The sequence below is a fragment of the Streptomyces sp. NPDC054047 genome, assembly GCF_055585065.1.
Map to the genome: position 1 here is coordinate 192,478 of NZ_JBVJKV010000012.1, position 14,513 is coordinate 206,990.

The 14,513-nt window shown below is 70.8% G+C and carries 11 protein-coding genes; 6 read left to right on the forward strand and 5 right to left on the reverse strand.

Going from position 1 to position 14,513, the window contains the following annotated elements:
* Window positions 1-1,106: 1,106 nt before the first annotated feature.
* Window positions 1,107-4,244 carry a sacsin N-terminal ATP-binding-like domain-containing protein gene (locus tag ACZ6ZP_RS34930; RefSeq protein WP_469409798.1) on the forward strand — a complete coding sequence of 1,046 codons (3,138 nt, stop codon included), beginning with the start codon at window positions 1,107-1,109 and terminating at the stop codon, window positions 4,242-4,244.
* Window positions 4,245-4,500: 256 nt separating this feature from the next.
* Window positions 4,501-5,319, forward strand: a complete 819-nt coding sequence (locus ACZ6ZP_RS34935) for a calcium-binding protein (protein WP_351162578.1) — start codon at window positions 4,501-4,503, stop codon at window positions 5,317-5,319.
* A 6-nt stretch (window positions 5,320-5,325) separates the two neighbouring features.
* On the opposite strand, the gene ACZ6ZP_RS34940 is transcribed toward ACZ6ZP_RS34935, so the two are convergent.
* Window positions 5,326-7,728 carry an HAD-IC family P-type ATPase gene (locus tag ACZ6ZP_RS34940; RefSeq protein ID WP_351162580.1) on the reverse strand — a complete coding sequence of 801 codons (2,403 nt, stop codon included), beginning with the start codon at window positions 7,726-7,728 and terminating at the stop codon, window positions 5,326-5,328.
* Window positions 7,729-7,864: 136 nt separating this feature from the next.
* Entirely contained in the window at window positions 7,865-8,134 is a 270-nt protein-coding gene (locus tag ACZ6ZP_RS34945) for a DUF2530 domain-containing protein (RefSeq protein ID WP_351162582.1), read from the reverse strand.
* Window positions 8,135-8,358: 224 nt separating this feature from the next.
* Between ACZ6ZP_RS34945 and ACZ6ZP_RS34950 the strand changes: the two genes are divergently transcribed.
* Entirely contained in the window at window positions 8,359-9,801 is a 1,443-nt protein-coding gene (locus ACZ6ZP_RS34950) for an NCS2 family permease (RefSeq protein ID WP_361467067.1), read from the forward strand.
* Window positions 9,802-9,837: 36 nt separating this feature from the next.
* Here the strand turns inward: ACZ6ZP_RS34950 and ACZ6ZP_RS34955 are convergent, their stop codons facing one another.
* Window positions 9,838-10,020: a ribbon-helix-helix protein, CopG family gene (locus tag ACZ6ZP_RS34955; RefSeq protein ID WP_351162586.1), complete on the reverse strand. Its 183-nt coding sequence runs from the start codon at window positions 10,018-10,020 to the stop codon at window positions 9,838-9,840.
* 143 nt (window positions 10,021-10,163) lie between these two features.
* Between ACZ6ZP_RS34955 and ACZ6ZP_RS34960 the strand changes: the two genes are divergently transcribed.
* Both ACZ6ZP_RS34960 and ACZ6ZP_RS34965 read left to right on the forward strand, forming a co-directional pair.
* Window positions 10,164-10,601, forward strand: coding sequence for a MarR family winged helix-turn-helix transcriptional regulator (locus tag ACZ6ZP_RS34960; RefSeq protein WP_249589249.1), 438 nt, complete (start codon window positions 10,164-10,166; stop codon window positions 10,599-10,601).
* A gap of 68 nt (window positions 10,602-10,669) precedes the next feature.
* A complete protein-coding gene (locus ACZ6ZP_RS34965; RefSeq protein WP_351162588.1) occupies window positions 10,670-12,010 on the forward strand; it encodes an MFS transporter in 1,341 nt (446 codons plus the stop codon).
* 13 nt (window positions 12,011-12,023) lie between these two features.
* On the opposite strand, the gene ACZ6ZP_RS34970 is transcribed toward ACZ6ZP_RS34965, so the two are convergent.
* Window positions 12,024-12,530, reverse strand: a complete 507-nt coding sequence (locus ACZ6ZP_RS34970; RefSeq protein ID WP_351162590.1) for a GNAT family N-acetyltransferase — start codon at window positions 12,528-12,530, stop codon at window positions 12,024-12,026.
* Between the two features lie 197 nt (window positions 12,531-12,727).
* On the opposite strand from ACZ6ZP_RS34970, the gene thpR reads away from it, so the two are divergent.
* Entirely contained in the window at window positions 12,728-13,297 is a 570-nt protein-coding gene (thpR, locus tag ACZ6ZP_RS34975; protein ID WP_469409804.1) for an RNA 2',3'-cyclic phosphodiesterase, read from the forward strand.
* Window positions 13,298-13,463: 166 nt separating this feature from the next.
* Here thpR and ACZ6ZP_RS34980 read toward each other — a convergent pair whose 3' ends face one another.
* Window positions 13,464-14,456: an aldo/keto reductase gene (locus ACZ6ZP_RS34980; protein WP_351162594.1), complete on the reverse strand. Its 993-nt coding sequence runs from the start codon at window positions 14,454-14,456 to the stop codon at window positions 13,464-13,466.
* Window positions 14,457-14,513: the final 57 nt, after the last annotated feature.

A 14,513-nucleotide genomic window follows, 5' to 3' on the forward strand; every position in this document is an offset into this window, starting at 1 on the left:
GCGGGTGCTGTGGGGGGTGGGGGCTCGTCTCTTCGGCTAAGCGCCGTGTGTCGGCTTCCCGCGCTTCGCGCGGATCTTTCCCACCCGCCCACCCGTTTGCCCCGGGGTGCGGGTGCTGTGGGGGGTGGGGGCTCGTCTCTTCGGCTAAGCGCCGTGTGTCGGCTTCCCGCGCTTCGCGCGGATCTTTCCCACCCGCCCACCCGATTGCCCCGCGGTGCGGGTGCTGTGGGGGGGGCGCGGGCTCGTCTCTTCGGCTATGCGCCGTGTGTCGGCTTCCCGCGCTCCGTGCGGATCTTTCCCGCCCACCCGCCCGTTTGCCCCGGGGTGTTGTGGGGGCGGGGGCTTGTCGTTTCGGCTGAGCGTCGTGGGTCGGCCTTCCGCGCTTTGCGCGGGTCTCTCCCGCCCGCCCACCCGATTGCCCTGCGGGGTAAACGGGCGGGTGGGTGGGGGACTCCGCGCGGAGCGCGGGTAGGCGAACGCCGGGCCGCAGACGACGTACATCCGTCCACCACGACGCGCACAGCCTTTACGCGCGCGGCGTGCTGCGGGGCAATCGGGCGGGTGGGTGGGAGGCACTCCGCGCGGAGCGCAGGTAGGTGGTCGCCGGGCCGCAGGTGGCGTACTGCGGTCCGCCTTTACGCGCGCGGCGTGCTGCGGGGTAATCGGGTGGGTGGGTGGGAGACGCTCCGCGCGGAGCGCGGGTAGGTGGTCGCCGGGCCGCGGGTGGCGTACTGCGGTCCGCCTTTACGCGCGCGGCGTGATGCGGGTAAACGGGCGGGTGGGTGGGAGAGACCCGCGCGGAGCGCGGTCCAGGCGGCCCCCGGCCGGAAGTAGCCGGGCCCGCAGGTGGCACCCGGGCACGGACGGCCCCGGCCGGAAGCGGGCGGGCCCCGCAGGTGGCAACCGGGCACGGGCGGGCCCGCAGGTGGCACCCGGGTACGGGTGGGCCCGCAGGTGGCCCCAGGCCACGTGCGTCCAGGCGGCCCCCGGCCAGGAGTGGCCGGGGCCGTAGGAGACACCCGGCCACGTGGGGGTGGACCGCTCGTCGGGGGGAGGGCGGGACGCGGTACCGTTCGGCCCGCGAACCAAGCGAGGGAGACGACACCGTGAGCAAGACCGTGCGGCCGGCGGCCGAGGGTACTGACCCGTTCGGCACGGCACGGCTCCGGCGGGGAGTCCTCGACGCCTGGGCGGCGAGCCCGGCCCGGTTCCGGGAGGACGCCAACGCCGAGGAGGACCTCGCCCTCGGCGGCTACCGCGACCGGCTGATCGTCGAGCTCGCCCAGAACGCCGCCGACGCGGCGGCGAGGGCCGGTGCTCCGGGACGGCTCGCCCTCACCCTCCGGGACGGCGTACTCGCCGCCGCCAACAACGGCGCACCCCTCGACGCCACCGGCGTCGAATCCCTCTCCACCCTCCGCGCCTCCGCCAAGCGCGAGGAGCAGACCAACGGCGCCGTCGGCCGGTTCGGCGTCGGCTTCGCCGCCGTGCTCGCCGTCTCGGACGAGCCCGCGCTCGTCGGGCGTACCGGCGGAGTCCGCTGGTCCCTGAGCGAGGCCCGCGAACTCGCCGCCGACACCGCCCGGTTCAGCCCCGGGCTCGGGGACGAAGTCCGCCGCCGCGACGGCCACGTACCCCTCCTGCGGCTGCCCTTCGCCGCCGAAGGGACCGCCCCGCAGGGGTACGACACCGTCGTCATCCTGCCGCTGCGCGACGCCGCCGCCGAGGACCTTGTCGTACGGCTCCTGGACGGGATCGACGACGCTCTTCTTCTTGCCCTTCCGGGGCTTGAGGAAGTTGTCGTCCAGGTCGGGGATTCCCCCGTCCGTACCCTCCGTCGCACCGCCGAGCCCGGCTACGTCGACGTCTCCGACACCCGTGACGGCAACACCCGCTGGCGCACCGTCAGCCACCAGGGCCCCCTGGAGCCCGGCCTCCTCGCCGACCGGCCCGTCGAGGAGCGGCTGAGGCCCCACTGGTCCGTCACCTGGGCCGTACCCACCGACCGCGAAGGCGCCCCGCAAGCCCCCCGCAGCGCCCCCGTCCTGCACGCGCCGACCCCCAGCGACGAGCCGCTCGGCGTGCCCGCCCTGCTGATCGCCTCGTTCCCGCTGGACACCACCCGGCGGCACGCGGCCCCCGGGCCCCTCACCGACTTCCTCGTGCAGCGCGCGGCCGACGCGTACGCCGAACTCCTCGCCGACTGGCGGCCCGTCGGCGAAGGCATCATCGGCCTCGTCCCCGGCCCCCTCGGCAAGAGCGAGCTCGACGGCGCCCTGCGCCAGGCCATCCTCGACCGGCTGCCGCGCACCGCCTTCCTGCCGCCCGCGGTGGAGGCCGTTCCCCAGGACGACCCCGACGTACCCGAGTGGCAGGTTCCCGTCGCGCTGCGGCCCCGTGACGCGGAGGTCGTGGAGGGCGCGGGCGCCGAGACCGTACGCGTGCTCGCCGACGTCCTGCCGAGCCTGCTGCCCGCGGGACTTGAGCGCCGTGCCGAGCTGCGCACCCTCGGTGTCGCCCGCGTACCGCTGACCGAGGCCATCGACCGCCTCACGGGTCTCGAGCGGGAGCCGGACTGGTGGCGGCGGCTGTACGACGCCCTCGCCGGTGTCGATCCCGACCGGCTGACCGGGCTGCCCGTGCCGCTGGCCGACGGGCGCACCACCATCGGGCCCCGCCAGGTCCTCCTTCCCGTCATCGGCGACGACAGCGACCCCGCGGCCCTCGTCCGGCTCGGCCTGAAGGTCGCGCACCCCGACGCCGTGCACCCTCTCCTGGAGAAGCTCGGCGCCCTGCCCGCCACGCCCCGCGCCGTCCTGACGACCCCGCAGGTCCGCGCCGCCGTCGCCGCGTCGCTCGACGACGACACGTGGGACGAGGACGCCGTGGACGCCGAGGAGCTCGCGGACATCGTGCTCTCGCTCGTCCGCGACGCGAACCTCTCGCCCGGCGACGAGCCCTGGCTCGGCGCGCTCGCCCTGCCCGACGACGAGGACGGCGAACTCGCTCCCGCCGGTGAACTGGTCTTTCCCGGCAGCCCCTTCGCCCAGATCATGCGCGAGGACGAACTCGCCACCGTGGACGCCGAGCTCGCCGAGCGCTGGGGCGAGCAGCCCCTCGCCGGGTGCGGTGTCCTCGCCAACTTCGCGCTGGTCCGCGCCACGGACGTCGTACTCGACCCCGACGAGATGGAGCCGCGCGAGAGCGACTTCGCCGAGCCCGACGACCCCGGTCTGCTCGACGCGGTCGACGTGTGGTGCGAGGACGTCCTCGACCGGCTGCCCGACACTCCGGTGCCGCCCGTCGCGACCGAGATCATCGCCGTACGGGATCTGGACCTGGTCGACGACGACTGCTGGCCGCAGGCCCTGGCGATGCTCTCGCGCCCGCCGCTGCGGGACGCGCTGACGCAGCCGCTGCGGATTCTGCTCCCGGACGGCACGACGGAGACCGTCCGGTCGTACACCGCGTGGTGGCTGCGCGGGAATCCGGTGCTCGGCGGCCGGCGGCCCGCCGGTCTGCGTGCCTCGGGCGGCGACCCACTGCTCGAAGGGCTCTACGACGCTGCCGACGCCTCCGGGTTCGACGACGAGCAGGTGCTGCGCGCGCTCGGCGTCCGCACGTCGGTCGCCGCTCTCCTGGAGGAGCCCGGCGGCGCCGCCGAGCTGCTCGACCGGCTCGCGGACCCGGAGAGGACCGTTTCGGCGGCCCAACTGCACGCGCTGTACGGCGCCCTGGCCGATCTGGACCCGGAGCAGGTGACGCTGCCGGACGAGGTGCGGGCCGTCGTGGACGGCGAGGTCGTGGTGGTCGACGTGGCGGACGCGGTCGTCGCCGACGCCCCTGACCTGCTGCCGCTGACCGGGGGCGTGGCGCTGCTGCCCGTGCAGCCGCGCAAGGCGGGCGATCTGGCCGAGCTGTTCCAGGTGCGCAGGCTGAGCGAGACGGCGGCCGTGGAGCCCGCGGGGGAGGGCGAAGAGCATCCGGTGCCGGAGCCGGTCCGTACGCTGCTCGGTCCGGCCACCCCGGAGACGTACGTCGAGCACGAGGAACTGGTCGCCGGGGGAGTGGAGCTGGACTGGCGCCGGACGCCGGACGGCACCATCCACGCCGCCACGCTGGAGGGCGTCGCCGCCGGTCTCGCCTGGGCGGCGGGCCAGTGGCCGCGCCGCTTCGAGGTCGCCGCCCTGCTGGAGGACCCCTCCCGCACCGACGAGCTGGAGCGGGACCGCTGGTTCGACTGAGGGCCGCTCCTGTGACGGGCTTCCTGTGACGGGCTTCCTGTGACCGGCTTCCCGTGACCGGCTTCCGGCGCATCCCGCCGGAAGCCCGCGTTCCCTTTAGCGGTCAACTTTCTCGGTCACTAAATCTTCACTTCCCGTACAACCAGTGGCCCATGTCGCGAGTCTGATCTTCCGAGTCAACAGACTCCTAGATCACTGGGCTCCGCGTGACAGCAGCCAGCGCACCGTGGAGCCCCCTTCCCACTTGGGGAAACACATGCGCATTCGTGCCACCGTGGCCGCACTGACCGGCACCCTGGCCCTTTCCGCACTCGTCGTTCCGGCCGCCCAGGCCGCCGACGGCCCGACGTCCGCCCCGCGCCTCGCCGCGCAGGGTGCGAACGTCGGCGACACCAAGATCACGAAGGTCTCCGTCAACGGCGGCAAGAACGTCGTCGTCGGCACCACCAACAAGGTGAAGTTCACCGTCGCCGTCACCGCCACCGACCCCGAGGGCATCGCGGGCGGCAGCGCGTTCCTGTACCACGGCGGCAGCATAGACACGGCCGACGGCGTCCTGACCCCGGACGACTTCGACGGCACGTGCAAGGTCGTCAACGCCACCACGTCGACCTGCTCCGTCACGGTCGTCGCCGACCCGACGATCGACCTCTACAACAACCTGGCCGGCTCGGGCTGGAAGGTCTACGCGGCCGCGGGCGCGAACGACGGCGACTCGGCCGAGGGCGAGACGTACAAGTCCGACGCCAACATCCAGCGCAACGCCCGCCTCACCACCAACGCCTCCCCGGAGCCCATCAAGAAGGGCAAGACCCTCACGGTCACCGGCGCCCTCACCCGCGCCAACTGGGACACCTCGAAGTACGCGGGCTACACCAAGCAGTCCGTGAAGCTCCAGTACAAGAAGAAGGGTGCGACCTCCTACTCCACCCTGAAGACGGTCACGTCCGACACCAAGGGCAACCTGAAGACGACCGTGACGGCCTCCGCGGACGGCTACTACCGTTACGTCTTCGCGGGTACGTCCACGACCCCCGCGGTCACCTCGACCGCCGACTTCGTGGACGTCAACTAGTAGCGACTAGGCCGGAAAGCGGCGGCCGACCCAGCGGAAGATGACCTCGATGATCAGTGAGGCCACCGCCGCGATCGCGACCGCCGCCCACGGCATCGTCGTGCCGACCAGCTTCAGCTGGAAGAAGTCCTGGAGCCACGGCACGGTCAGCACCAGCAGGAAGCCGAGACCCATCGCGCCGATCAGGCCGAGCCGCCACCACGTGTAGGGGCGGGCGATGATCGCGAGGACCCACATGGCGATCAGGAACAGCGCCAGCGTGGCCGCGCTGGTCTCGGCTTCCCGTGCGCCCGCCCCCGCGTAGTGGTGGCGCGCCAGGAGGTACGTACAGAAGGTGGCGACGCCCGCGACGACGCCGCCCGGGATCGCGTACCGCATGACCCTTCGTACGAAGTGGGGCTTGGCCCGCTCCTTGTTGGGCGCGAGGGCGAGGAAGAAGGCCGGGACGCCGATCGTCAGGGTCGAGAGCAGTGTCAGGTGGCGTGGCAGGAACAAGTACTCGACCTGCGAGCAGACCACCAGCAGCGCGATGACGACCGAGTAGACGGTCTTCACCAGGAACAGCGTCGCCACCCGCGTGATGTTGCCGATGACCCGGCGGCCCTCGGCGACCACCGAGGGCAGCGTCGCGAAGCTGTTGTTCAGGAGCACGATCTGGGCCACGGCCCGCGTCGCCTCCGAGCCCGAGCCCATCGAGACGCCGATGTCGGCGTCCTTCAGGGCCAGTACGTCGTTCACGCCGTCGCCCGTCATCGCGACCGTGTGGCCGCGTGACTGGAGGGCGCCCACCATGTCGCGCTTCTGCTGCGGGGTGACCCGGCCGAAGACGGAGTTGGCGTCCAGGGCCTCGGCCATCTCGCCCTGTTCCGTGGGCAGCCTGCGGGCGTCCACGGTGTTCTCCGCGCCCGGAAGACCCAGCTTTCCGGCGACCGCGCTCACCGAGACCGCGTTGTCGCCGGAGATGACCTTGGCGCTGACGTCCTGCTCCTCGAAGTACCGCAGGGTGTCGGCGGCGTCCGGGCGCAGCCGCTGCTCCAGGACGACCAGGGCGGTGGCGCGGGCCCCCGACGCGACGTCCGGGGCGTCCAGTTCACCGGCGGCGCGGGCCAGGAGCAGCACGCGCAGGCCCTGCTGGTTGAGGTCCTCGATCTCGGCCAGGGACGGGTCGCCGTCGGGCAGCAGCACATCGGGGGCGCCCAGCAGCCACGTCGAGTTGTTGCCGTCGCCCTCGCTGAAGGAGGCGCCGCTGTACTTGCGGGCCGAGGAGAAGGGCAGCGACTCCGTGCAGCGCCACTCCTCGCTGTCGGGGTAGGAGTCGATGATCGCCTGGAGCGACGCGTTCGGCCGCGGGTCGGACTCGCCGAGGGCGCCCAGGACCTTGCGTACGTACGTCTTGTCGGAGCCGTTCAGCGGACGCAGCTCGGTGACGTCCATGCCGCCCTCGGTGAGGGTGCCGGTCTTGTCCAGGCAGACCGTGTCGACGCGGGCCAGGCCCTCGATCGCGGGGAGCTCCTGGACGAGGCACTGCTGGCGGCCCAGGCGGATCACGCCGATCGCGAAGGCGACCGAGGTCAGGAGGACGAGACCCTCGGGGATCATCGGGACGATGCCGCCCACGGTGTAGGCGATGGACTCCTTGAAGTTGTCGTCCTTGACGACGAGCTGGCTGATGATGAGGCCGATCGAGGTCGGGACCATCAGCCACGTCACGTACTTGAGGATCGTGGAGATGCCGGTGCGCAGCTCGGAGTGGACGAGCGTGAAGCGGCTCGCCTCCTCGGCGAGCTGCGCCGCGTACGCCTCGCGGCCGACCTTCGTGGCGGTGAACGCGCCGCCGCCCGCGACCACGAAGGAGCCCGACATCATCCTGTCGCCGGGCTTCTTGATGACCGGGTCGGCCTCACCGGTCAGGAGCGACTCGTCGACCTCCAGGCTGTCGGTCTCGACCGCCTCGCCGTCCACGACGATCTTGTCGCCGGGGCCCAGCTCCACCAGGTCGCCGAGGACGATCTCGGAGGTGGAGATCTCGGCCGCGCTGCCGTCGCGCCGCACGGTCGGTTTGGCCTCGCCGATGACCGCGAGTCCGTCCAGCGTCTTCTTGGCGCGCAGCTCCTGGATGATGCCGATGCCCGTGTTGGCGATGATCACGAAGCCGAAGAGGCTGTCCTGGATCGGCGCGACGAAGAGCATGATCACCCAGAGCACGCCGATGATCGCGTTGAACCGCGTGAAGACGTTCGCCCGGACGATCTCGGTGGTCGAGCGCGAACTGCGGATGGGTACGTCGTTGACCTCGCCGCGTGCGACCCGCTCGGCCACCTCGGCGGCGGTCAGACCCGTCGCGCGTCCGGTCGGCGGCGCCACCGGGTGGACCGGGTCGAGCTCGGCGCCCGCGTCGATATGCGTCATGGCATCGACGGTACGGGCGGTGCGGGGCCTTCACCCCTTGAGTGGCCCAAAGATCCGACCACGGTAGGACACGGACACTCCCGTGGTTGTACGGGCGCTACCCCGAGGGAGGGACTACCGCGGGGCGGGCCGGGCCTCACTCGGCGGAGGCGGCCGCCTTGCGCTCCGCTTCCCGCTTGAGCGCGGCGTCGCGGCCCCGCACGTACCAGATGCCGATCAGGCCGAGGCCCGCGCCGGCCAGGCAGGTCCACACCCACCAGGTGGCGTCGCGGTCGTCGAACCAGCCGTAGAACGGCAGCTGCACCAGGAAGAGGACGAACCAGAGGATCGTGCCGCCCGTGATGGTGGCGACGACGGGGCCCTCCAGGGGCTCCGGCGCGTCGTGCTTGGGTGTCCACTTCTCCATGCGCACAGTTTACGAGCAGCCGGGGCGGGGCCCCGCGGGGGTCGCTGGGCCCTGACGCCACAAGGGTCTACGCGCGGAGATAGCGAATTCTCCTTCATGTATTCATACTGAAACCGCTCGTTAATGGCTGGTTGTTTTCGTAAGAACAAACAAATCGATCACTGGCCCACCACTTAACGATCTTCCCCCTTTCTCTGCGTTTCCCTGAGTCCACGAGGTCCCGCATGCCTTCCTCGGCCACAGCCCCGGTCGACGCCAAGCCGCCGACGCCCCCGCAGGGCGGCATCGACGGCTTCTTCAAGATCAGCGAGCGGGGCTCGACCCTCGCTCGTGAGGTCCGCGGCGGCTTCGCCACCTTCTTCGCGATGGCCTACATCATCGTGCTGAACCCGATCATCCTGGGCAGCGCGAAGGACATGTACGGCAACCAGCTCGACAACGGCCAGCTGGTGACCGCGACCGCCCTGGTCGCCGCCTTCACCACGCTGCTCATGGGCGTCATCGGCAACGTCCCGATCGCGCTCGCCGCCGGACTCGGCGTGAACACCGTGGTCGCCCTCCAGCTCGCGCCGCGCATGTCGTGGCCCGACGCGATGGGCATGGTCGTCCTCGCGGGCTTCGTCGTGATGCTGCTCGTGGCCACCGGCCTACGGGAGCGCGTGATGAACGCCGTGCCGCTCGGCCTGCGCAAGGGCATCGCGATCGGCATCGGCCTCTTCATCATGCTGATCGGCCTCGTGGACGCCGGCTTCGTCTCGCGCATCCCGGACGCCGCGCACACCACGGTCCCGCTCCAGCTGGGCGGCGACGGGCACCTCAACGGCTGGCCGGTCCTCGTCTTCGTGCTCGGCGCGCTGCTCACGCTCTGCCTGCTCGTGCGCAAGGTGCCCGGCGCGATCCTGATCAGCATCGTCGTCATGACGATCGTCGCGATGATCATCAACGCGGTCGCGACCGTGCCGTCCTGGGGTCTGACGACGCCCGAGTGGCCCGGCAACCCCGTCGCGACGCCGGACTTCGGCCTCGTCGGACAGGTCAGCCTGTTCGGCGGTTTCGACAAGGTCGGCCTGCTCACCGGCATCCTCTTCGTCTTCACCGTGCTGCTGTCCTGTTTCTTCGACGCCATGGGCACGATCATGGGCATCGGCGACGAGGCCAAGCTGACCGACGCGAGCGGCAACATGCCGGGCATGAACAAGGTCCTGTTCGTCGACGGCATCGCGGTCGCGGCGGGCGGCGCCTCGTCTTCGTCGGCCACCACCTGCTTCGTGGAGTCCACGGCGGGCGTCGGCGAAGGCGCGCGTACGGGCTTCGCCAACATCGTCACCGGCGGTCTCTTCGCCGTGGCGCTGTTCCTCACGCCCATCGCGACGATGGTCCCGTCCCAGGCGGCCACGCCCGCGCTGCTCGCGGTGGGCTTCCTGATCCTGTCCGGGTCGATCACCCAGATCGACTGGGCCGACTTCACCATCGCGATCCCGGCGTTCCTGACGATGCTGATGATGCCGTTCACATACTCGATCACGAACGGCATCGGCATCGGCTTCATCAGCTTCACCGTGCTGCGCCTCGCCTCGGGCCGCGGCCGCGAGGTGCCGGTCGCGATGTACGTCGTGGCGGCCGTCTTCGGCTTCTACTACCTGATGCCGGCGCTGGGCCTGACGTAGGCGGCAGGACTGGTGTCAGTACATGCGGGGCGGCCTTCAGGCCGCCCCGTAGAACTTTTCCGTCTCCTCGACGGCGCTCTGGAAGCGTTCGTCGAAGTCGTTTCTGATGAGCGTCCCGACCACATAGTCCTGGACGCTCATTCCCCTCTTGGCGGCGTGCTGCTTGAGCCGGTCGAGCAGCTCACCGTCTATTCGCAGGCTGAGCACTGTCGATCCCATGCGTGACAGGGTCGCCGCCGTCCCACGCGCCGTGTCTCACTTTCCGAAGCCGCCTCACTCATATGGGTGACGAAAAGGTTCCGTGGCGTGGGAAGAGGGAATCGAGTGGTCTTTAGCTAGAGTAATGAGTTACTCTAACGAACATGCCGGACCTCTCCCATGGTGACGACGCCGCCGCCGTGAACTCCCTGCGCTCCGCCGTGATGCGCCTGTCCCGTCGACTCAAGCACCAGCGGGTCGACGAGTCGCTGAGCCCCACCGAGATGTCGGTGCTCGGCACCCTCGCCCGCTGCGGCCACGCCACCCCCGGTGAGCTGGCCCGCAAGGAACACGTGCAGCCGCCGTCGATGACCCGCATCGTCGCGCTGCTCGAAGCCAAGGGTCTCGTCCGGCTCGAGCCGCATCCCGAGGACCGCCGCCAGAAGGTGGTGACCCAGACGGAGACGGCCGAGGCCATGCTCGAGGAGAGCCGCCGCAAGCGGAACGCCTGGCTGGCCGGTCTGGCCGAGCACCTCGACGAGGACGAGTGGGCGCGGCTGCGCGCCGCCGCTCCCGTCCTGGAGAAGCTCGCGCACCTGTAAGCAGCGCACCCGGCGGGCCACCCGCCGTGTGCCGTACGACCGCACGACGCCAAGGAGGCGAACCGCCTTTGAGTACGGGATCCGGAGCAGACTCCGCCCCCGCACCAACCGCCCTCGACAAAACCCCTGCCGCCAAGTCGTCGATGTTCAGCTCGCTGAAGATCCGCAACTACCGGCTCTTCGCCTCCGGCGCCGTTGTCTCCAACACCGGCACCTGGATGGCGCGCATCACCCAGGACTGGCTGGTCCTGAGCCTCACCGGCTCCTCGGCCGCGGTCGGCATCACCACCGCGATGCAGTTCCTGCCGATGCTCCTGTTCGGCCTGTACGGCGGCGTCATCGCCGACCGCTTCGCCAAGCGCAAGCTGCTCTTCTGCACCCAGGGCGCGATGAGCATCAGCGGCCTGTTCCTCGCCACCCTCACCCTGAGCGGCAACGTCCAGGTCTGGCACGTCTACCTCGCGGCCTTCTTCACCGGCCTCGTCACGGTCGTCGACAACCCGACCCGGCAGTCCTTCGTCTCCGAGATGGTCGGACCCGACCAGGTCCGCAACGCCGTCTCGCTGAACTCGGCGAACTTCCAGTCCGCGCGCCTCATCGGCCCGGCCGTGGCCAGTGGTCTCACCGCGGCCGTCGGCCCCGGCTGGGCGTTCCTCGCCAACGGCCTGTCCTTCCTCGCGCCGCTCACCGGCCTGATGCTGATGCGTACGAGCGAGCTGCACCACACCCCGCGCAAGCCGCGCGGCAAGGGGCAGCTGAAGGAAGGCCTGAACTACGTCTCCAAGCACCCCGAGCTGATCTGGCCGATCGTCCTCGTCGGCTTCATCGGCACCTTCGGGTTCAACTTCCCGATCTGGCTGAGCGCGTTCGCGGACGACATCTTCCACGGCGGCGTGGGGATGTACGGGCTCTTCAACACCCTGATGGCGATCGGCTCCCTGGCGGGAGCACTGCTCGCGGCCCGGCGCGGCACCTCACGCCTGCGGCTGCTCGCCGGGGCCGCGATCGCCTTCGGCGTGCTGCAGATCGTGGCCGCGTTCGCGCCCGAGCTGTGGATGTTCGTCGCCCTGATCGTCCCGATCGGCATCCTGGGCCTGACGGTGAACGTCACCGCCAACTCCTCGGTCCAGATGGCCACGGACCCCGAGATGCGGGGCCGGGTCATGTCGCTGTTCATGATGGTCTTCACCGGCGGCACGCCGCTGGGCGGCCCGCTCTTCGGCTGGCTCGCCGACGCGTACGGCGTGCGCCTCAGCATGGCCGCGGGCGGCCTCATCTGCGCCGTGGCCGCGGTCGGCGTCGGCCTGATGCTGGCCCGCGCCGCGAATCTGCGGCTGAAGGTGGATCTGCGGCGCGGGCAGCAGCACGTGCAGTTCGTGCCGCGCGAGCAGCTGGCGACGGCGGCGTAGGCCGCTGTCGTGACTAGACGCGCCGGGCCAGGACCTGGCCCGGCCAGGTGCCGTCCTGGGCGAGGAAGGCATCGGTGCGCGTGAAGCCGTTGCGTTCGTAGAACGCGACGAGCTTGCCGTCGTCGCCCGCGTAGCAGTCGACCCGGAGCAGGGAGACTCCCTGTCTCCGGGTTTCTTGCGCCGCGTGCGCGAGGAGGGCGGCGCCCGCGCCCGAGCCGTGCCGGGAGGCCAGCAGGTGGACGTACTGCTCCGGTTCGTCCACCGCAGCGATGTAGTCCCCCGGCCCGTCGGTCAGCGTGACCGTGCCGACCGCCTCCCCGCCGATCTCCGCGATCCAGGCGGAGCCGGTGGTCAGATACTTCTCGACCAGGGCGATGGTCTTCGGATTGGCCGACCAGGGCTTGTCGCCCCACTGCCCGGTGCGGCCCTGCGAGACGAGCCAGGCGACGGCGCCGTCGAAGAGGGCGAGGACGGTGGCGGTGTCGTCGGGGCCTGCGGGGCGGATGGTTATGTGGTCCATGCGATCTTCCTATCCCACTTCCGGTGGCGTGGGCCGGGGTTTCAGCCCGTCCGGCCCTTGAGGACGAACTCGGCGGAGCCGGTGAGGACGGCCACCAAGGCCCCCGCGCCAGAGCGGCCCGCGGCGGAGCCGCACATGTCACGGCCGGGAAGGGGCGGGGTTGGGGAAAAGAACCGCCGGAGGCGAGACTCACCCCCATGAGACTCTTCGCGGCCGTGCTGCCGCCCCCCGCGGCGGCGGACGAACTGGCCCACGCGGTGGACAGGTTGAAGACCCTGCCGGGTGCCGAAGCCCTCCGCTGGACGCTCCGCGAGAGCTGGCACTTCACGCTCGCCTTCATGGCCGAGGTCGAGGACGACACCGTCCCGGAGCTGTCCGAGCGGCTGTCCCGAGCGGCGCACCGCACGGCCCCTTTCCCGCTGGCCCTGCACGGGGGAGGCCACTTCGGCGAGCGCGCGCTCTGGGCCGGCGCCAAGGGGGACCTGGACACCCTGCGCCTCCTCGCCCGGCGGGCGGACGCCGCGGCCCGCAAGTCCGGCATCACCATGGAGGAGCACCGCCACTACCGCCCGCACCTGACGCTGGCCCGCGGCCAGGGGGAGCCGCCCCTGCGGCCGTACGTCGAGGGCCTCGCGGACTTCGGGGGCGGGGAGTGGACCGTGGGCGAGCTGACCCTCGTACGAAGCAATCTGCCCAAGAGCGGCGTAGCGGGGGAGCGGCCCCGCTATGAGGTGGTCGGTCGATGGCCACTGGGCGGAGCCGGTTAACCTCGACTACGTGGACCCGAAAACCAGGAACCGGATCATGGCCGGTGTGCTCGTGCTGATGTTCGTCGTCGTAGCGGTGGCGGCCGCGGTCGGCCAGTGAGACTCGGCAGGGCTCAGTGAGACTCGGCAAGGCTCAGAGGCGATGACCGCGGCCTGACGGCACCTGCTACCAGGCGAAGGACTCCGGCGAGGGCCCCGGCCCCGGGAAGATCTCGTCCAGGGCGTCGAGCAGCTCGTCCGACAGCTCGAGCTCGACCGCGCGCAGAGCGCTGGTGAGCTGCTCCGCCGTGCGCGGCCCGACGATCGGCCCGGTCACGCCGGGACGGGTGAGCAGCCAGGCGAGCGCCACCTCACCCGGCGCGAGCCCGTGCTTGTCGAGCAGGTCCTCGTACGCCTGGACCTGCGCGCGGACCTCCGGCTTCGCGAGCTCCGACGCGGCCCGCCCGCTGGTGCGCCGCGAGCCCTCGCCCTCCTTCTTGAGCACGCCGCCGAGCAGGCCGCTGTGCAGCGGCGACCACGGGATGACGCCCAGGCCGTAGTCCTGGGCGGCCGGGATCACCTCCATCTCGGCGCTGCGTTCGGCGAGGTTGTAGAGGCACTGCTCGCTGACGAGGCCGTAGCTGCCGCGCCGCGAGGCGATCTCGTTCGCCTGGGCGATCTTGTATCCGGGGAAGTTCGATGAACCCGCGTAAAGGATTTTGCCCTGGGTGATGAGGGTGTCGATGGCCTGCCAGATCTCCTCGAAGGGAGTGCGGCGGTCGATGTGGTGGAACTGGTAGATGTCTATGTAGTCGGTCTGCAGCCGCTTGAGCGAAGCCTCCACGGAGCGGCGGATGTTGACCGCCGAGAGCAGATCGTGGTTGGGCCAGGCCGGCTTCCCGTCGAGGGCCATGTTCCCGTACATCTTGGTGGCGAGCACGACCTTGTCGCGCCGCTCGCCGCCCTGCGTGAACCAGGTGCCGATGATCTCCTCGGTGCGGCCCTTGTTCTCGTCCCACCCGTAGACATTGGCCGTGTCGAAGTAGTTGATGCCCGCGTCGAGCGCGGCGTCCATGATCGTGTGACTGTCCGGCTCGTTGGTCAGCGGCCCGAAGTTCATGGTTCCGAGCGCGAGTCGGCTGACCTTGAGTCCTGTGCGTCCCAGCTGCGTGTACTTCATGGGTACTCAGCCAACGACTTGGAGTGCGCTCTATGCAAGAGGGCGGCGAGGGGAGGG